The 17,024-nt window shown below is 68.3% G+C and carries 16 protein-coding genes, 1 tRNA gene and 1 pseudogene; 13 read left to right on the top strand and 5 right to left on the bottom strand.

Going from position 1 to position 17,024, the window contains the following annotated elements; translation table 11 throughout:
* From HOQ08_RS02790 to HOQ08_RS02775, 4 genes and pseudogenes are all read left to right on the top strand, one after another.
* Positions 1–129, top strand: a pseudogene (locus HOQ08_RS02790) (beta-N-acetylhexosaminidase); the annotation flags it as partial.
* Positions 126–680, top strand: a complete 555-nt coding sequence (locus HOQ08_RS02785; RefSeq protein WP_291191287.1) for a hypoxanthine-guanine phosphoribosyltransferase — start codon at positions 126–128, stop codon at positions 678–680. The pseudogene HOQ08_RS02790 and the gene HOQ08_RS02785, both read left to right, overlap by 4 nt.
* Positions 681–694: 14 nt before the next feature.
* The gene (locus HOQ08_RS02780) at positions 695–1,441 is read left to right on the top strand and encodes an S-methyl-5'-thioinosine phosphorylase (protein ID WP_291191284.1); all 747 of its coding nucleotides are present in this window, start codon (positions 695–697) and stop codon (positions 1,439–1,441) included.
* Positions 1,442–1,670: 229 nt separating this feature from the next.
* Complete coding sequence (locus HOQ08_RS02775; protein WP_090053863.1) at positions 1,671–1,877, top strand: cold-shock protein; 207 nt, start codon at positions 1,671–1,673, stop codon at positions 1,875–1,877.
* Positions 1,878–2,060: 183 nt separating this feature from the next.
* Here HOQ08_RS02775 and trxB read toward each other — a convergent pair whose 3' ends face one another.
* Positions 2,061–3,023: a thioredoxin-disulfide reductase gene (gene trxB, locus HOQ08_RS02770; RefSeq protein WP_291191272.1), complete on the bottom strand. Its 963-nt coding sequence runs from the start codon at positions 3,021–3,023 to the stop codon at positions 2,061–2,063.
* A gap of 194 nt (positions 3,024–3,217) precedes the next feature.
* Here trxB and ald point away from each other — a divergent pair, with 194 nt between their 5' ends.
* From ald to serS, 7 genes are all read left to right on the top strand, one after another.
* Positions 3,218–4,282 carry an alanine dehydrogenase gene (gene ald, locus HOQ08_RS02765; RefSeq protein WP_291191270.1) on the top strand — a complete coding sequence of 355 codons (1,065 nt, stop codon included), beginning with the start codon at positions 3,218–3,220 and terminating at the stop codon, positions 4,280–4,282.
* A gap of 273 nt (positions 4,283–4,555) precedes the next feature.
* Entirely contained in the window at positions 4,556–6,838 is a 2,283-nt protein-coding gene (locus HOQ08_RS02760) for a DNA translocase FtsK (protein ID WP_291191293.1), read from the top strand.
* Between the two features lie 40 nt (positions 6,839–6,878).
* On the top strand, positions 6,879–8,438 hold the full coding sequence (locus tag HOQ08_RS02755; protein ID WP_291191267.1) for a tetratricopeptide repeat protein: 1,560 nt from the start codon (positions 6,879–6,881) through the stop codon (positions 8,436–8,438).
* A gap of 43 nt (positions 8,439–8,481) precedes the next feature.
* A complete protein-coding gene (lolA, locus tag HOQ08_RS02750; RefSeq protein ID WP_291191263.1) occupies positions 8,482–9,147 on the top strand; it encodes an outer membrane lipoprotein chaperone LolA in 666 nt (221 codons plus the stop codon).
* A gap of 7 nt (positions 9,148–9,154) precedes the next feature.
* On the top strand, positions 9,155–9,826 hold the full coding sequence (locus tag HOQ08_RS02745) for a YoaK family protein (RefSeq protein ID WP_291191260.1): 672 nt from the start codon (positions 9,155–9,157) through the stop codon (positions 9,824–9,826).
* Positions 9,827–9,922: 96 nt separating this feature from the next.
* Entirely contained in the window at positions 9,923–11,245 is a 1,323-nt protein-coding gene (locus tag HOQ08_RS02740; RefSeq protein WP_291191257.1) for a replication-associated recombination protein A, read from the top strand.
* A gap of 146 nt (positions 11,246–11,391) precedes the next feature.
* Complete coding sequence (gene serS, locus HOQ08_RS02735; protein WP_291191255.1) at positions 11,392–12,672, top strand: serine--tRNA ligase; 1,281 nt, start codon at positions 11,392–11,394, stop codon at positions 12,670–12,672.
* 52 nt (positions 12,673–12,724) lie between these two features.
* Here serS and HOQ08_RS02730 read toward each other — a convergent pair whose 3' ends face one another.
* Positions 12,725–13,054 (bottom strand): hypothetical protein, encoded by a 330-nt coding sequence (locus HOQ08_RS02730; protein WP_291191252.1) that lies wholly within the window; start codon positions 13,052–13,054, stop codon positions 12,725–12,727.
* 282 nt (positions 13,055–13,336) lie between these two features.
* Between HOQ08_RS02730 and HOQ08_RS02725 the strand changes: the two genes are divergently transcribed.
* A tRNA-Ser gene (locus tag HOQ08_RS02725) sits at positions 13,337–13,426 on the top strand.
* Between the two features lie 183 nt (positions 13,427–13,609).
* A complete protein-coding gene (locus HOQ08_RS02720; protein ID WP_291191251.1) occupies positions 13,610–13,816 on the top strand; it encodes a hypothetical protein in 207 nt (68 codons plus the stop codon).
* Positions 13,817–13,838: 22 nt separating this feature from the next.
* On the opposite strand, the gene HOQ08_RS02715 is transcribed toward HOQ08_RS02720, so the two are convergent.
* The 3 genes from HOQ08_RS02715 to nhaD form a co-directional block, all read right to left on the bottom strand.
* Positions 13,839–14,324: a glycine zipper 2TM domain-containing protein gene (locus HOQ08_RS02715; protein WP_291191248.1), complete on the bottom strand. Its 486-nt coding sequence runs from the start codon at positions 14,322–14,324 to the stop codon at positions 13,839–13,841.
* A gap of 100 nt (positions 14,325–14,424) precedes the next feature.
* Positions 14,425–15,603 carry a cation:proton antiporter gene (locus HOQ08_RS02710; RefSeq protein ID WP_291191246.1) on the bottom strand — a complete coding sequence of 393 codons (1,179 nt, stop codon included), beginning with the start codon at positions 15,601–15,603 and terminating at the stop codon, positions 14,425–14,427.
* Between the two features lie 28 nt (positions 15,604–15,631).
* Positions 15,632–17,008 (bottom strand): sodium:proton antiporter NhaD, encoded by a 1,377-nt coding sequence (nhaD, locus tag HOQ08_RS02705; RefSeq protein WP_291191243.1) that lies wholly within the window; start codon positions 17,006–17,008, stop codon positions 15,632–15,634.
* Positions 17,009–17,024: the final 16 nt, after the last annotated feature.

The following is a 17,024-nucleotide window of genomic DNA, read 5'->3' as shown; positions in this document are numbered from 1 at the left end:
GCAATGGAGCGCCTCGCCCCGCTGCGCGGCGCCATCGGCGCGACCTGGGAAGGCCTGCTGGACAATCCCCAGCGCGACCGCTTCATCGCGCGCATCACTGCATTGGACGAAACCGAAGGAACCCCATGAGCACACCGCTTCTCCCGCTGGCGCAGGCGCTGGCCCACGCCGAGGTGCTGTTCGAGCGCGCCGAGCTGGACACCGTGATCGCCGACCTGGGCCGGCGCATCGACGCTGCCCTGGAGGGCGAGCGGGCGGTGTTCCTGACCGTGATGAACGGCGCGCTGATGTTCGCCGGGCAGCTGGCGCTGTCGATCCGCACCGACCTGGAGTTCGACTACGTGCACGCTACCCGCTACCGCGGCGCCACCGCCGGCAGCGACCTGTGCTGGCTGCGCGAGCCGCAGGTACCGCTGGCCGGACGCACCGTGCTGCTGGTCGACGACATCCTGGACGAGGGGCATACGCTCAAGGCGGTGCGGGACGACTGCATGAAGCGTGGCGCGAAGCGCGTGCTGATCGCCAGCCTCTGCCGCAAGCTGCACGACCGCTGCGTGGCCGGCATCGCCTCCGACTTCAATGGCGTGGAATTGCCCGACCGCTACGTGTTCGGCTACGGCATGGACTACTACGAGCAGGGCCGCAACCTTCCGGCCATCTATGCGCTGAAGTCCGAATGAGCCCCGGAGCGACCATGACCGAAATCATCGACCTGGCCATCATCGGCGGCAGCGGCCTGTACCGTTTCCCCGGCCTGGAAAACGCCGACCGGCGCGTGCTGGAGACGCCCTACGGCCCGGCCTCGGGCGAGGTGGTGCTGGGCGATTTCGCCGGCAAGCGGCTGGCGTTCCTGGCGCGCCATGGCGAAAGCCATACGCTGGCGCCGCACCGGGTCAACTATCGCGCCAACCTGTGGGCGCTGCATGCGCTGGGCGCGCGGCGGGTGATCGGGGTCAATGCGGTCGGCGGCATCCGCGCCGACATGGGGCCGCGCACGCTGGTGGTGCCGGATCAGCTGATCGACTACACCTACGGCCGCATCACCAGCTTCTGCGACGTCGACGGCGCCGAAGTGAAGCACATCGACTTCAGCGAGCCTTATACCGCCCCGCTGCGCCAGGCCCTGGTGCGGGCGGCGGGCAGGGCGGGCATCGCGGTGATCGACGGCGGCTGCTACGGCGCCACCCAAGGCCCGCGGCTGGAGACCCGCGCCGAGATCGCCCGCATGAGGCGCGACGGCTGCGACCTGGTCGGCATGACCGGCATGCCGGAGGCCGCCCTGGCGCGCGAACTGGAGCTCGAATACGCCTGCCTCGCCCTGGTCGCGAACTTCGCCGCGGGCTGCGGCGACGAGGAGGAAATCAGCATCGAGGAGATCTTTGCCCACCTGGCGGCCGCCACGGCGCAGGTTCCGGTTTTGCTCGGGGCAATGCTGTCCTAATCAGCTATTTGTTCTGATCTTTCGAGGCAGTGGCGACCAGGGCGGCCGTTTTTCATTACCCCGCGTTGCGGCAATACGATCCCGCAGAAACGAAAATCAACCTCGCATATTGCGCTTTGCCCATAAACATGTTGATACTTTCGCCCGTGCCAGGGGCGGCTGACCAAGGGGAAAAGGTGGTCCAGCGCAAGCCTTGGTGCATCCAGTCCTAGAGTCAGAGGTTCACGCAATGCGTTTCGGTACGGTCAAGTGGTTCAACGATGCCAAGGGTTTTGGCTTCATCGCGCCCGAGGACGGTGGAGAGGACGTGTTCGTCCACTTCTCGGCCATCAATTCCAAGGGCTTCCGCAGCCTGCAGGAAGGCCAGCGCGTGAAGTTCGAAGTCACCCAGGGCCCGAAGGGTGCCCAGGCTTCGGGTGTGGAAGTGGCGGCCTAATCCGCCCTCTGCACATTGCGATGTAAAAAAAAGCCCCATGCCTCGGCATGGGGCTTTTCTATTGCGCATCTGCCGGTTCCGGTCGATGCGGATTTTTTTGCAAGAGCGCATCCTTGCGCGATAAGGACAGGGAATCGCCGCGCCGCCGATGGCGGGCCGAGGCCCGCCCTGCGTCCGGTGCGCTCAGCCCATCAGGTGCTGCTGGTCCAGCCAGCGCTCGGCGTCCAGCGCGGCCATGCAGCCGAAGCCGGCCGAAGTGATCGCCTGGCGATAGACGTGGTCGGCCACGTCGCCGGCGGCGAACACGCCGGGTACCGAGGTCAGCGTGGCCATGCCGCTGGTACCGCTGCGGATCTTGATGTAGCCGTCGTGCATGTCCAGCTGGCCCTCGAAGATGCCGGTATTGGGCGTGTGGCCGATGGCGACGAAGAAGCCGGTGGCTTCGATGTCGCGCGTGGCGCCGGAGTTGACGTCCTTCACGCGCACGCCGGTGACGCCCGAGTCGTCGCCCAGCACTTCGTCGATGGTGCTGTTCCAGACCAGTTCGACCTTGCCGGCGGCGGCCTTCTCGAACAGCTTGTCCTGCATGATCTTCTCGGCGCGCAGCTTGTCGCGCCGGTGCACCAGGGTAACCTTGCGGCAGATGTTCGCCAGGTACAGCGCCTCTTCCACGGCGGTGTTGCCGCCGCCGACCACCACCACGTCCTGCTCGCGGAAGAAGAAGCCGTCGCAGGTGGCGCAGGCGGACACGCCGCGGCCCTTGAACTTCTCCTCGCTGGCGATGCCCAGGTACTTGGCGGTGGCACCGGTGGCGACGATCAATGCGTCGGCGGTGTATTCGCCCGAGTCGCCCTTGAGGCGAAACGGGCGCTGGTTGAGGTCCACCTGGTGGATGTGGTCGAAGATCATCTCGGTGTGGAAGCGCTCGGCGTGCTCGGCCATGCGCTGCATCAGCGCCGGGCCCTGCAGGCCTTCGACGTCACCCGGCCAATTGTCCACCTCCGTAGTGGTCATCAGCTGGCCGCCCTGCTGCAGGCCGGTGACCAGCGTCGGCTTGAGGTTGGCACGCGCCGCGTAGACCGCGGCGGTGTAGCCCGCGGGGCCGGAGCCGAGGATCAGCAGGCGGCTGTGCTTGGGGGTGGTCATCGTTATAATCCTTGGGTTTGCTGGCGGCTTTGATCGTTGTTCGCCTGCGTCGGTCGCGGCGTTATCCGTACCGACGGCCGGCGCTCGGAACCCGCAAGGATGGGGAAGGGCGCACCGCGATTCAAGGCTTGCCGCTCGTGTTTCCCCATCGTCGACGCCTTGCGCCGGCCCAACTCCACAGGACAAGCCAAACCATGCGTATCGGTATTCCTTCCGAAACCAAGACCCTCGAAGGCCGCGTCGCCCTCGTTCCCGCCGCCGCCGCCGACCTGGTCCGCCGCGGCCACGAGGTGTTCATCCAGTCCGGCGCGGGCGAGAAGAGCGGCTTCTCGGACGAGGCCTACACCAAGGAAGGCATCAAGGTCGTTCCCGATGCGGCCGCGCTGTACGAGAAGGGCGAGCTGATCGTCAAGGTCAAGGAGCCGATCGCCGGCGACCTGGCCCTGCTCAAGAAGCACCACCTGCTGTTCTGCTACCTGCACCTGGCCGCCGAGCCGGCGCTGACCAAGTCGCTGCTGGACATCGGCCTGACCGGCGTGGCGTTCGAGTCGGTGGAGGAGAACGGCGGCCTGCCGCTGCTGCTGCCGATGTCGGTGATCGCCGGCCGCATCGCCACGCAAATCGGTACGACCCTGCTACATCGCCCGCAGGGCGGCAAGGGCAAGCTGCTGGGCGGCATGGCCTCCACGCCGCGCGGCAAGGTGGTGGTGCTGGGTGCTGGTGCCGCCGGTGGCAATGCCGCCGCGCTGGCCGCTGCTGCCGGCGCCAACGTGGTGGTGTTCGACAAGCGCCAGGATCGCCTCGCCGAGATGATGGCGATGGGCCCGAACGTCACCGCGCTGTACGCCTACGAGTCGTCGGTCGCGCAGGAAGTGCGCGATGCCGACCTGGTCGTCGGCGCCGTGCTGATCCCCAGCGCCAAGGCGCCGCGCGTGGTGACCGAGGAGATGGTCAAGACGATGGAGAAGGGCTCGGTGCTGGTCGACATTTCGATCGACCAGGGCGGCTGCTTCGAGACCTCCAGGCCGACCACCTGGAAGGAGCCGACCTACGACGTGCACGGCGTGACGCACTTCTGCGTGACCAACATGCCTGGCGCCGTGCCGCAGACCTCGTCGGTGGCGATCTCCGCGGCGATCCTGCCGTACGTGCAGCGCCTGGCCGCCGGCAAGGAGTGGCGTGAGTTCGAGCCGCTGCGCGTGGGCATCAACGTCGACGGCGGCAAGCTGGTGCACCCGGCGCTGCAGGGCATGGCCTAAGGCCTAGGCGTCCGATCTGAGCCCCTCTCCCCTCGGGAGAGGGTGCCGGCAGGCGGGAGAGGGTGCGGGGGAGCGTGACACCGCGCGCTGGCTATACCTTCACCCCCAAACCCTTCTCCCGAGAGGAGAGGGCAGCTTTTCGAAACCCCCGCCTTTCCAGAAAAATCAAGCTTCTACCCCCTCAACGGCCTGTGTAGACTTGGGACGAAGTCTCGAGGGGAATCCGCTCCGGTGGCGCGCAGCGCAGCAAACGCAAAGAAGGCAAACGAACCCATCGGCCTCAGCGAGGAAGCCAAGCGCCGCCTGCGCGAAGTGGGTGCCTTGCTGCTGCTGCCGCTGGCGGTCTACCTGCTGGTCTGCCTGGCCAGCTACAACGACCAGGACCCAAGCTGGGGCCATGCCAGCACGGTCGAGCACGCGCGCAACTTCGGCGGCGCCGTGGGGGCGAACATCGCCAACCTGCTGCGCTACATCTTCGGGCTGGTTTCCTACTGCTTCCCGCTGCTGCTCCTGTTGCTGGGCGTGCAGGTGCTGCGCCAGCGCGGCGAGCAGGCCGAGCATCCGTGGGAATCCTCGCTGCGCCTGATCGGCTTCGTGTTCTTCTTCGTCACGGCGCCGGCGCTGCTCTATCTCAATTTCAACGAACCGGTGCTGCCGCAGGGCGTGGGCGGCATCATTGGCCAGGGAGTCGGCCATGGCCTGCTGCAGGCCTTCGGCGAGAAGGGTGCGCCGCTGCTGTTGCTGGCGCTGTTCCTGATCGCGGTGACGCTGGCCACCGGCCTGTCCTGGTTCAAGGTGATGGACTGGACGGGGCAGGGCACGCTGCTGCTGGTCGGCTGGCTGCGCGGCAAGCTCAAGCAGGCGCCCGAAGCGGCCAAGGCGCAGCAGGCGCGCGCCGAGCGCGAGGTGGTCAAGAAGGCCGAGGCGGCCAGGCAGGCCAAGCGCGAACCGGTGCGCATCGAGACGCCGCCCGCGCCGGTCGCCAAGAGCGAGCGTGCCAAGCTGGAGACGCAGATCCCGCTGTTCGTCGGCGCCTCGCAGCCCGGCGAACTGCCACCTTTGTCGCTGCTCGACGAGGCGCCGGAGCAGGGGCCGGGCTATTCGGAAGAGACGCTGGAGGTGCTCTCGCGCCAGGTGGAACTCAAGCTCAAGGACTTCCGCATCGAGGCCAAGGTGGTCGGTGTCTACCCCGGACCGGTGATCACCCGCTTCGAACTGGAGCCGGCCGCCGGCGTGCGCGGCGCGCAGGTGTCCAGCCTGGACAAGGACATCGCGCGCGGTCTTTCCGTGGTCAGCGTGCGCGTGGTCGATGTGATTCCCGGCAAGAACGTGATCGGCCTGGAGATTCCCAACGCCAAGAAGCAGATCGTGTACCTGTCCGAGATCCTGCGCTCGGACAGGTACGACCAGATGAAGTCGCCGCTGGCGCTGGCGCTGGGCAAGGACATCGGCGGCAAGCCGGTGGTCACGGACCTGGCCAAGATGCCGCACCTGCTGGTGGCGGGCACCACCGGTTCGGGCAAGTCCGTCGCGGTCAACGCGATGGTGCTCTCGCTGCTGTACAAGGCGAGCCCGAAAGACGTGCGCATGATCATGATCGACCCGAAGATGCTGGAGCTCTCGGTCTACGAGGGCATCCCGCACCTGCTCGCGCCGGTCGTGACCGACATGAAGGAAGCGGCCAACGCGCTGCGCTGGTGCGTGGCCGAGATGGAGCGCCGCTACCGATTGATGGCCGCGGTGGGCGTGCGCAACCTGGGCGGCTTCAACAAGAAGGTCAGGGACGCCGAGGCGGCCGGGCAACCGCTGCTCGATCCGCTGTTCCGGCCCAACCCGGAGATGCCCAACCTGGCGGCCGAGCCGCTGGAGCCGCTGCCCTACATCGTCATCATCATCGACGAATTCGCCGACATGATGATGATCGTCGGCAAGAAGGTGGAGGAACTCATCGCCCGCCTGGCGCAGAAGGCGCGCGCCGCCGGCGTGCACCTGGTGCTGGCCACGCAGCGCCCGTCGGTGGACGTGATCACCGGCCTGATCAAGGCCAATATCCCCACCCGCATCGCCTTCCAGGTTTCTTCCAAGATCGACTCGCGCACGATCCTCGACCAGTCCGGCGCCGAGGCGCTGCTCGGTCACGGCGACATGCTCTACCTGCCGCCCGGCACCGCCACGCCCGAACGCGTGCACGGCGCCTTCGTCGACGACCACGAGGTGCATGGCGTGGTCGCCTGGCTCAAGGCGCAGGGCGCGCCGCAGTACATCGAGGGTGTGCTGGAGGAGGTGCAGGCCACCAGCGATGGCAAGTTCATCAACGACTCGGGCCTGCCGCAGGACGGCGAGGAAGGCGGCGACGCCGACGCGCAGCTCTACGACAAGGCCGTCGCCGTGGTCACGCAGACCCGCCGCGCGTCGATCTCCGGCGTGCAGCGCCACCTGCGCATCGGCTACAACCGCGCCGCGCGGCTGATCGAGCAGATGGAGCAGGACGGCGTGGTCAGCGCTCCGCAGCACAACGGCAACCGGGAAGTGCTGGCGCCGCCCCCGCCGAAGTAGCGGCCACCGCACGCAGTTGCGTTTGAGCGAGCACAGGGAGATGGCGATCGAACCCGATGGTTCCAACGAGGGTGGCGAGCACGCGGCGCTGCTGGCGCAAGCTGGCCGGCTGATCCACGAAGGCCGCGCCGCGGCGGCGCTGGAACTGGCTGAAGGTTTCCTTGCGTCGCATCCGACCCGCCGCGCGGTCGTGCCGCTGCAACTGCGCGCGCAGCTGCTGTTGTCGCTGGGGCGACCGGTCCAGGCCATCGCCGCGTACCGGGATGCCGTCGCGGCGGCTCCGTCCGATGCCCGGCTGGCCCTGGGACTGGCGATCGCCTGCGGCGAGGGCGGCATGCCCGAAGCCGCGGAAGCCGCGGCGCGCGATGCGATCTCCAAGGGATTCGATGGCCCTACACCACGCTTCGTGCTCGGGCGTGCCTTGTTCGAGCAGGATCGCCTGGACGAGGCGGAGACCGAATTCCGGCGTGTGATAGCGACCCATCCCGGCCACGTGGCCGCGCATACCAGCCTGGCCGAGCTGGTATGGATGCGCACGGGCGACCTGAAGGCGGCCTGTGCCGCCATCGGGGCCGGTGGCGGCAGCCAGCCCACGATCGAACTGCAGATGGTCAGGGCGCGCCTCCTGCACGATGCAGGCGCGTCGGAACGGGCGGGCGCGGAATTGGCTCCTCTCCTGCGGGTCCACCCGCACCACGTCGAACTGCACGTGCTTGCCGCGCAATGCGCCCTTGCGTCCGACCCGACCGATGCCCTGGCGCTGGTGGAGCATGCGTTGCGGCTGGCTCCGCACCACCGCCCGGCCAAAGGGCTGCGGGGCGACATCCTGCTCGCGCACGGTCGGGTCGGGGAAGCGGCCGGGCTGGCCGAAAGCCTGCTTGCGCAGGACCCCGATGACGCGCACGCCCTGGCGCTGCAGGCGGCGGCGTGGCGCTCGCTCGGCGACCCGCGTTACCGGGCGCTCTACGACTATCCGCGCCTGGTGCGTTCCTGCCGCATCGACGTGCCGCCGGGCTGGCCCGACCTACGCACGTATCTGCGCGATCTGTCCGCCAGCCTGCAAGTCCGCCACGATCGCCTGCAGGCGCACCCGCCTGCGCAATCGGCCCGCTCCGGCACCCAGGTCGAGCTGCGCCTGGCGGGGGCGGATGCGGCGGTACGGGCGTTTCCCTTGGCCGTCGAGGGGCCGATCCGGCGCTACATGGAGGCGTTGAAGGCCGGGCCGAACGATGCGTTTTCACGACGCGCCGCCGGCGGCTACCGGTTCACCGGCCTATGGTCGGTGCGTTTGCGGCCGCATGGCCACCATGCCAACCACTATCATGGCAAGGGATGGATCTCCTCTGCCTGCCATCTGGACGTGCCGGCCTCGGTTTCCGACGGCGATCGGGGCGGCTGGTTGAAGTTCGGCGAGCCGGGCATACCCATGGCGCTGGCGCTTCCGGCCGAGCACTACGTGAAGCCCGAGCCCGGCCTGCTGACGCTGTTTCCGTCCTGGATGTGGCATGGCACGGTGCCTTTCTCCGGAGCACCCGGTGAGCACCGGCTATCCATCGCCTTCGACCTCGTTCCGGCCGAGCGCCAAGACCAGTCCGATTAAGGCTGCCGAAGGCAGACTTGCCGCCCATTCATCTGGAATCGCCATGCTCCGTACCCGTATCCTGTTCTGCGCCGCCGTGGTCGCGCTGTCCTTTGCCGGATTGGCCCAGGCCGCCGCCGGTCCTGCGCGACAGCGCCTGGACGCCTTCGCCACCGGCCTGCACTCGCTCAAGGGCCGCTTCACGCAGACCCTCACCGACGCCAGCGGGCACGATGCCAAGGGCAGTTCCGGCACGCTCGCGCTCGAAGCGCCGCGCGAGTTCCGCTGGGACACGCTTGCCCCGTACAAGCAGACCATCGTCGCCGATGGCAGCCGCGTGTGGCTGTACGACCCGGAGCTGGAGCAGGTCACGGTGCGCGTGCAGAGCACCGAGGAAGCGCACAGTCCGCTGACCGTGGTCACCGACCTCAAGCAGCTGGACCGAGACTTCGAGGTGACCGAACAGGGCGAACGCGATGGGCTCACCTGGCTGCGCATGACGTCCAAGGCCAAGGACCCGCAGTTCGACTACGCCGACCTCGGCTTCGATGCGCAGGGCCTCAAGCGCATGGTGTTCCGCGACCAGCTCGGCGCGGTGACCGACATCCGCTTTTCCGACTGGCAGCGCAACGTCGGGCTGCCGCCGTCGACCTTCAACTTCACGCCGCCGCCCGGCACCGACGTGATCGGCGACCTGCCGGTGATCACCACCCAGCCGCTGAAGGACTGATCCGGCCATGCCCGTGCTGCGCCAGTTGCCGCGCTGGGCGTGGATCGGCGGCGCCGTGCTCGCCTTCATCGCGGGGTTGGTCAACGCAGCCGGCTACATGGGCTTTCGCCACCAGTCGATCACCAACCTGACCGGCTCGACCACGCTGCTGGGCATTTCGCTGGGTACTGCCCAGAGCACCGAGGCGCTGCATTGGGCGCTGTCGCTGCTGGCGTTCGTGATCGGCGCCATGGCCGCCGGCGCCATCGTGCAGAAAAGCACGCTGAAGCTCGGCCGCCCCTACGGCGTCGCACTGCTGCTCGAGTCCCTGCTGCTGTTCGCCGCCGTGCCGCTGCTGGACCGGGAATGGTCGGCGGGCCTGTGGCTCGCGTCGATGGCCTGCGGGCTGCAAAACGGCATGGTGAGCACCTACAGCGGCATGGTGTTCCGCACCACCCATGTCTCGGGCATGTTCACCGACCTGGGCATCTACCTGGGCCACCGCCTGCGCGGGCTCGAGGTGGACACGCTGCGGATGCGCGTGTGCGTGCTGGTGATCGGCACGTTCATGCTCGGCGGCGTAGCGGGTGCGCTGCTGTTCGAGCGCCTGCGGGAACACAGCCTGCTGATCCCGGCCACGCTGACCGGCCTTTGCGGCGCCCTCTACAGCCTCTATCGCAAGCGCACGGCCACCGCATAGCGACGCAGGAGCGCGCAATCGCGGCCGGCCTGCGCTGCGGCCATCGCCATCGGCGGCCGTGTCGACCGCGATGCGCCGAGGGTTATCATCGCGGCGATGCCCCAGACCGCCTCCCTGTTCCCCGAATCCGATGCGCTCAAGCCGCTGGCCGAGCGCATGCGCCCGCGCAGCTTCGACGAGATCGTCGGCCAGCCGCGCCTGACCGCGGCCGACTCGCCGCTGCGTCGCGCGCTCGAAGCGGGCAGGGTGCACTCGATGGTGCTGTGGGGACCGCCCGGTTGCGGCAAGACCACGCTGGCGCTGCTGGTGGCGCGCTATGCCGATGCCGACTTCCGTGCCATCTCCGCCGTGCTTTCCGGCCTGCCGGACGTGCGCAAGGCGCTGGCCGAGGCGGAGGCCAATTTCGCCCAGGGCCGCCGCACCGTGCTGTTCGTGGACGAGGTGCATCGCTTCAACAAGGCGCAGCAGGACGCCTTCCTGCCGCACATCGAAAAAGGCGTGATCGTGTTCGTCGGCGCCACCACCGAGAACCCGTCCTTCGAACTCAACTCCGCATTGCTGTCGCGCTGCCGCGTGCACGTGCTGGAGGCGGTCTCCGCCGAGGCGATCGTCGGTGCGCTGGAACGCGCGCTGGCCGACGAGGAGCGCGGCCTGGGCCGGCTGCATCTGGAGGTCGCACCCGAATCGCTGCAGTTGATCGCGCGGGCGGCCGACGGCGACGTGCGACGTGCGCTGACTCTGCTGGAGATCGCCGCCGAAGTAGCGCACGAGGGCCACGTCGACGAAGCGACCCTCACCCAGGTGCTGGCTGACCGCACGCGCCGCTTCGACAAGGGCGGCGAGCAGTTCTACGACCAGATCTCGGCCTTGCACAAATCGGTGCGCTCCTCCGACCCGGATGCTGCCGTGTACTGGCTCTGCCGCATGCTCGACGGCGGTTGCGACCCGCTGTATCTCGCCCGCCGCATGACCCGCATGGCGGTCGAGGACGTGGGCCTGGCCGAGCCACGCGCATGGCGCATGGCGCTGGACGCGTGGGACACCTACGAGCGCCTGGGCAGCCCGGAGGGCGAACTGGGCCTGGCGCAGCTGGCCATCTGGCTGGCCATCGCGCCCAAGAGCAACGCCGCCTACATGGCCTACAACAAGGCCCGCGCCGCCGTGCGCGAGGGCGGCACCCTGGAGGTGCCGATGCATCTGCGCAACGCACCGACCAAACTGATGAAAGGCCTGGGCTACGGCAAGGGCTACCAGTACGACCACAACGCCGAAGGCGGCATCGCCCTCGACCAGCAGTGCCTGCCCGATGCGCTCGATGGCGCCGTGTTCTACGAGCCGGTCGAACGCGGCCTGGAACAGAAGCTGCGCGAAAAGCTGCTCGCCCTGCGCGAGGCGCGCGGCCAGGCGCGCGAGAAATAGTCCCCTCTCGCCGGCCTTGCCGGGGGAGAGGGCTGGGAGAGGGGTAGGCCCCTCACTACACCCTCACCGGGTATGCGCCCCGGTTTGCTCCCCCGCACCACGCACAGCGATAATCCCAAGCTTCAAGCCTTCACCGGATCGCCCCCATGCTGGACCCCAACCTCCTGCGCTCGCGCCTGGCCGAAACCGCCGCGCGCCTCAAGCAAACCCGCGGCTTCGACCTGGACGTCGCAGCCGTCGAGGCGCTGGAGAGCGAGCGCAAGCAGCTGTCCACGCAGACGCAGGAGCTGCAGAACCTTCGCAACACCCGCTCCAAGGCGATCGGCCAGGCCAAGGCCAAGGGCGAAGACGTCGCGCCGCTGATGGCCGAGGTCGCCGGCATCGGCGACACGCTCAAGGCCAACGAGCATGCGCTGGGCGAGGTGCAGTGCAGGCTCGCCGGCATCGCGCTGGGCATCCCCAACCTGCCGCACGAGACGGTGCCGCTGGGCAGGGACGAGCACGACAACGAGGAGATCACCCGCTGGGGCGTGGTGCGCACGCTCGATTTCCCCGCGAAGGACCACGTCGAGCTGGGCGAGCGCCATGGCTGGCTCGACGCCGACGCCGGCGCCAAGTTGTCAGGCGCCCGCTTCACCGTGCTGCGCGGCCAGCTGGCGCACCTGCACCGCGCGCTCGCCCAGTTCATGATCGACCTGCATACCGCGGAGCACGGCTACCTCGAATGCAACGTGCCGGTGCTCGTCAACGCCGACAGCATGCAGGGCACCGGCCAGTTGCCCAAGTTCGAGGACGACCTGTTCGCCACCCAGGTGGGCGAAGCCAAGCGCTACCTCGTGCCTACCGCCGAAGTGCCGCTCACCAACCTGGTGCGCGACGCCATCCTGGACGCCGATGCGCTGCCGTTGCGCATGACCGCGCACACGCTGTGCTTCCGCGCCGAAGCCGGCAGCTACGGCCGCGACGTCCGCGGCATGATCCGCCAGCACCAGTTCGAGAAGATCGAGATGGTGCAGGTCGCCCGGCCGTCCGAATCCTATGCGCAGCTCGAGGAGATGGTCGGCCACGCCGAGAAGGTGCTGCAGCTGCTCGGCCTGCCGTACCGCAAGATGCTCCTGTGCACCGGCGACATGGGCTTTGGCGCCGCCAAGACCTACGACCTGGAGGTGTGGCTGCCCAGCCAGAACACCTACCGCGAGATTTCCAGCTGCTCCAATTTCGGGGACTTCCAGGCCCGACGCCTGCAGGCCCGCTGGCGCAACCCGGAAACGGGCAAGCCCGAGCTCGTGCACACCTTGAACGGCTCCGGTCTGGCCGTCGGCCGCACCCTGATCGCGGTGATGGAGAACTACCAGAACGCCGACGGCTCGATCTGTGTGCCGGAGGTGCTCAAGCCCTACCTGCGCGGCCTGGACCGCCTCGCCTGAAACCAAGCGGGGCGCCGAAGCGCCCCGCGGTCCATGGTCGTGACGGTCGGCCTCAGTGGCCGATCTCCTTGCTGACCTGGTTCTCCTGCTGGTTGAGCGTGCGCTTTTCCTGCTTGGTGATGTGGCCGCCGTTCTGGCTGGCCATGTCGCGCTCTTCCTGGCGGATCTGGTGATCGTCCTTGTGCAGGGCGGCCGCCTGGCTCTTGGTGAGGTCGCCTTCCTTGCGCTCATCGTGGATGCGCGCGTCCTGACGGTGCAGCCGGTCGTTCACCTGGTCGCGGCGCGGATGGGTCTTGGCCCAATGGCCGTCGGCGTAGGCAGGCGAGAGGGCGGCGCCTGCGGCGAGTAGGGCAACAGCGCACAAGGTCGACTTGATGCTCATGGGAAGCTCCTGAAGTGGATTCACCGGCAAGCGACCGCCGCTGGCCGTGGAGCGAATGCTAGGCAACCGCGATGTCTCCGCAAGATGGCGAAAGCGGGTGCGTATGGCCGCCGCTCAGCTATCCGCCGGACGGCTAAACGCAAGAACCTGCACGGCGTTTCGACCGTCAACCAAAGCGCCGCTCGGGCGTAACGCCGGCCGCGATGGACAAGATCTCCATCGACCGTACAATGCCTCGGTGCATGCGTCGCCGGCACGAGGCGCCTGCGAGTCCAGCCCATCGGAGAGATGGCCGAGCGGTTTAAGGCAGCAGTCTTGAAAACTGCCGTAGGTGCAAGCCTACCGTGGGTTCGAATCCCACTCTCTCCGCCACTTATCGGGTTCAAACTCAGGTCGAAGATCACGAACTCGATGAGTTGTCGCCACTCGTCGGCGGACGTCGACCGCATCAGGATCGGACCCTGCGCAACCCGAAAAGCGGCCCTCCTGTCGCGACCGCTTTCCGTCACAAATTCGGCGTAGCATGGGTATCCCAAGGCCGCTCGGTGTACCGCCATGGCCACTGACGAGCAGATCCAGAAGAGATTGGCGCTTGCCTATCGCTTGCTGGCGTTGGAGATCGAGCACCGCGAGCGCGTGCGATCCGAGCAACTGGACGACTCGGATGCCGAGAAGGCGGTGCGGTTGCGACAGGCGCACATCGAGCGCGTGCTCCAGGTGCTGGCGCGGCGCCGTCCAGCCGCGGAACTGCGGGCAGGTTGATCGATCGAGGGCGCCGGTGTGATTACTTCACCCTGGTGATGTTTCCGTCCGCATCCACCTGCACGATGTCGCCCTCGCGGATGCCGGAGGCGTCGGCGACCTGCACGGAGGTGTTGGTGCCGTTGGCCATCTTCAGGCGGACGGTCCAGGCTTCGTTGCCGTTGCCCGTGCGGTTGCCGATGGCATGGCCCGCGAAGCCGCCGCCCACCGCGCCGCCGACGGTAGCGAGCTTGCGGCCCTTGCCCTTGCCGACCTGGTTGCCCAGCACGCCCCCGGCGATCGCGCCGATGACGGCGCCGGCGGTGCCATGGCCGCCGCCCTGCGCGACGGTGTGCTCGATGCTTTCGACGGTGCCGCACTGGTCGCAGCGCAGGTAGATGCCGTCGGAACGGACCAGCACGCCGCTCGGGGCACGGGTCGCTTTTGAGGCATAGGACGATTGCGCCTGCGCCATCGGCGCGATGGCGAGTGCGAGGGCGGCTGCCAGGGGGACGAGGGTCGCTTTCATGGCCAGTGCTCCTGCCGGGTGGGGACGGAACCTTGGCCGATCGTGCTTGAAACGGGCGTCAAGATAGGGCGGGCGCAGGGGCGCCGGCGCTCGTCCCTGCCTACGGCGTCGACGGATGGCGCCTGAGCAGCCAGGCCAGCACGGGCGGCGTGACCATGGCGGTGAGCAGCGACATCGCAACGATGACGGCGTAGATGCGGTCGCTGAACACGCCGGCCGTGAGGCCCAGGCTCGCTACGACCACGCCGACCTCGCCGCGCGGCACCATGCCCAGCCCGACGATGGCCGCGCTGCGCCGGCCCAGCGCCAGCGCGCCCAGCCAGCCGCCCGCGAGTTTGGAGACGATGGCGATCACGGTGACGACCGCCAGCATCGCCAGCGCCTCGCCGCTGGCCAGTTGCCGCAGGTCGATCTTGCTGCCGGTGATCACGAAGAAGAACGGCGTGAGCAACGCCAGCAGCGGCTGGGTCTGTTGCTCCAGGACATGCTGCTGGCGCGTCTCCGAGGCAATCATGCCGGCCAGGAAGGCGCCGATGATCGCGGCCAGGCCAAGCAGGGTGGAAAGCCAGGCCAGGCCCAGGCACAGCGCCAGCACGATCGCCAGCGGCGAATGCGGGCTGTGCGGCTTGTCCAGCCAGGCGGAATTCCAGCGCATCACCCGCGCGCCGCCCAGGCCGACCAGCACGATGAAGCCGATCGCGCTGCCGAGCACCACCAGCAGCTTCCATGGATCGAAGCCTTCGCCGCCCTGCAGCGAGACCACCACGCCGAGCAGCAGCATGGCGAGGATGTCGTCGATCACCGCGGCGCCCAGGATCACCTTGCTCTCCACCCGTTGCAGCGCGCCCAGCTCCTGCAGCACGCGCGCGGTGATCCCCGCCGAGGTGGCCACGAACGCCGCGGCGACGAACAGCGACTTGCCCCATGCGAAGCCGCTGCCGTGCGCCCATGCGCTGCCCATGCCGAAGGGCAGCATCACCCCCAGCACACCGACCAGGAAGGCGATCTTGCCGACCTTCTTCAGGTCATCCAGCCGTGTCTCCAGTCCCACCGAAAACAGCAGCAGCACCACGCCGATCTCGGCCAGTACGTCCAACGGGGTACCGGGCAGAATCTGCTCCGGCGTGATCCAGCCCAGCAGCGAGGGGCCGAGCGCGGCGCCGGCGGTGATCTCGCCGACCACGCCGGGCAGCTTCAGGCGCTGGGCGATTTCTGCGCCAACCTGCGCGGCGACGAACACCAGGAACAGGGTGAGCAGGATCTCGCTGGCGTGGTGCATGGTTTCCTCGCTGCTTCCGTATGGCGGATCAGGCGCCGTTGAGGGCCAGGTGCAGGGCGATGCTGGCCACGTAGCCCAGCGCGATCGCCCAGCTCCAGCGCAGGTGGCTCATGAAGGTATAGCGTCCGTCGGAGGCGCCCATCAGCGCCACGCCGGCAGCCGATCCGACCGAAAGCAGGCTGCCGCCGACGCCGGCGGTGAGCGTGATCAGCAGCCATTGCGCCGCGTCCATCGGCGGGTTCATCTGCAGCACCGCGTACATGATCGGGATGTTGTCGATCACCGCCGAAAGCACGCCCATGGCGGTGTTGGCATAGGTGGGGCCCAGCGTGCCGTAGAGCGCGTGCGAAGCCAGCTCGAGGTAGCCCAGCGCCGCCAGCCCGCCGACGCAGCCGAACACGCCGTAGAAGAACAAGAGCGTGTCCCACTCGGCGTTGGCGATGATGCGGAAGATCGAATAGGGCTCCTCTTCGATGCCCTGCGCCAGAGCGTAGCGGCGCTGGCGCAGGTCGATGCGCGAGGCCAGCAGGTTGAGCAGCGCCAGGCCGGCGAGCATGCCGTAGGCGGCCGGCATGCCCAGCCACTGCTTGCCGACCACGGTGATCGCGATGGTCAGCGCGAAGGTGAGGCAGATGCCGATGCCGCCGGGCTTGACGCCGGCGTGGCCAGGCGCCGGTTCGGGCGAACCCTCGGGGAGCGCGAAATGCATGGCGAAGGCCGGCACCAGCCAGTTGGCCAACGCAGGAGGGAACAGCCGGAAGAAATCGAAGAACTCGGCCTTGTGCGCCTGCCACACCATCAGCGTGGTGATGTCGCCGAACGCGCTCCATGCGCCGCCGGCGTTGGCCGCGACCACCAGGTTGATCAGCGCCAGCGTGGCGAAGCGCCGCTGGCCGCCGCCCACCGCCAGCACCACCGCCGACATCACCAGTGCGGTGGTGAGGTTGTCCAGCACCGGCGAGAGGAAGAAGGCGATGGTCCCGGTGATCCAGAACAGCGCGCGGTAGCCCAGGCGCCGGCGCGTCAGTTGCGCACGCAAGGCCTCGAACACGTTGCGCTCGCCCATCGCGGTGACGTAGGTCATCGCCACCACCAGGAAGAAGAAGATCTCGGCGTACTCGAGGAACATCGCCTCGAACGCGCCGCGCGCGGCCGCCGTGCCCTCGCCACGCGCCTGCCAGGCGATCAGGCCCCAGATCAGCGCCGCGGCGAGCATCACCGGCTTGGACTTGGCGATGCAGATGCGCTCCTCCAGCACCACCGCCAGGTAGGCGAGCACGAACAACGCCAGTGCGAACCAGCCGACCGGATGGCCGGTCAGGTGGAAGTTGGCGCCGGCGTCCGCGGCGGAAGCCGACACCGGAAAGAGGCCAGCCAGTGCGGCCAGGAGGAAGAACGAACGCATGGATGGCTTCCCGGGA

This window comes from Frateuria sp., from assembly GCF_013362045.1.
Lineage (GTDB): Bacteria > Pseudomonadota > Gammaproteobacteria > Xanthomonadales > Rhodanobacteraceae > Frateuria_A.
Note: the sequence above shows the minus strand (reverse complement) of the source record. Positions and strands in the feature narration are given on the sequence as shown.

Excerpts from the sequence above, each read along its gene's own strand:
- lolA (WP_291191263.1), top strand. The coding sequence starts at position 8,482 with ATGCTCCGTACCCGTATCCTGTTCTGCGCCGCCGTGGTCGCGCTGTCC.
- ald (WP_291191270.1), top strand. The coding sequence starts at position 3,218 with ATGCGTATCGGTATTCCTTCCGAAACCAAGACCCTCGAAGGCCGCGTC.
- nhaD (WP_291191243.1), bottom strand. The coding sequence starts at position 17,008 with ATGCGTTCGTTCTTCCTCCTGGCCGCACTGGCTGGCCTCTTTCCGGTG.
- HOQ08_RS02780 (WP_291191284.1), top strand. The coding sequence starts at position 695 with ATGACCGAAATCATCGACCTGGCCATCATCGGCGGCAGCGGCCTGTAC.
- HOQ08_RS02740 (WP_291191257.1), top strand. The coding sequence starts at position 9,923 with ATGCCCCAGACCGCCTCCCTGTTCCCCGAATCCGATGCGCTCAAGCCG.
- HOQ08_RS02745 (WP_291191260.1), top strand. The coding sequence starts at position 9,155 with ATGCCCGTGCTGCGCCAGTTGCCGCGCTGGGCGTGGATCGGCGGCGCC.
- HOQ08_RS02710 (WP_291191246.1), bottom strand. The coding sequence starts at position 15,603 with ATGCACCACGCCAGCGAGATCCTGCTCACCCTGTTCCTGGTGTTCGTC.
- serS (WP_291191255.1), top strand. The coding sequence starts at position 11,392 with ATGCTGGACCCCAACCTCCTGCGCTCGCGCCTGGCCGAAACCGCCGCG.
- trxB (WP_291191272.1), bottom strand. The coding sequence starts at position 3,023 with ATGACCACCCCCAAGCACAGCCGCCTGCTGATCCTCGGCTCCGGCCCC.
- HOQ08_RS02775 (WP_090053863.1), top strand. The coding sequence starts at position 1,671 with ATGCGTTTCGGTACGGTCAAGTGGTTCAACGATGCCAAGGGTTTTGGC.
- HOQ08_RS02715 (WP_291191248.1), bottom strand. The coding sequence starts at position 14,324 with ATGAAAGCGACCCTCGTCCCCCTGGCAGCCGCCCTCGCACTCGCCATC.
- HOQ08_RS02730 (WP_291191252.1), bottom strand. The coding sequence starts at position 13,054 with ATGAGCATCAAGTCGACCTTGTGCGCTGTTGCCCTACTCGCCGCAGGC.
- HOQ08_RS02720 (WP_291191251.1), top strand. The coding sequence starts at position 13,610 with ATGGCCACTGACGAGCAGATCCAGAAGAGATTGGCGCTTGCCTATCGC.
- HOQ08_RS02755 (WP_291191267.1), top strand. The coding sequence starts at position 6,879 with ATGGCGATCGAACCCGATGGTTCCAACGAGGGTGGCGAGCACGCGGCG.
- HOQ08_RS02785 (WP_291191287.1), top strand. The coding sequence starts at position 126 with ATGAGCACACCGCTTCTCCCGCTGGCGCAGGCGCTGGCCCACGCCGAG.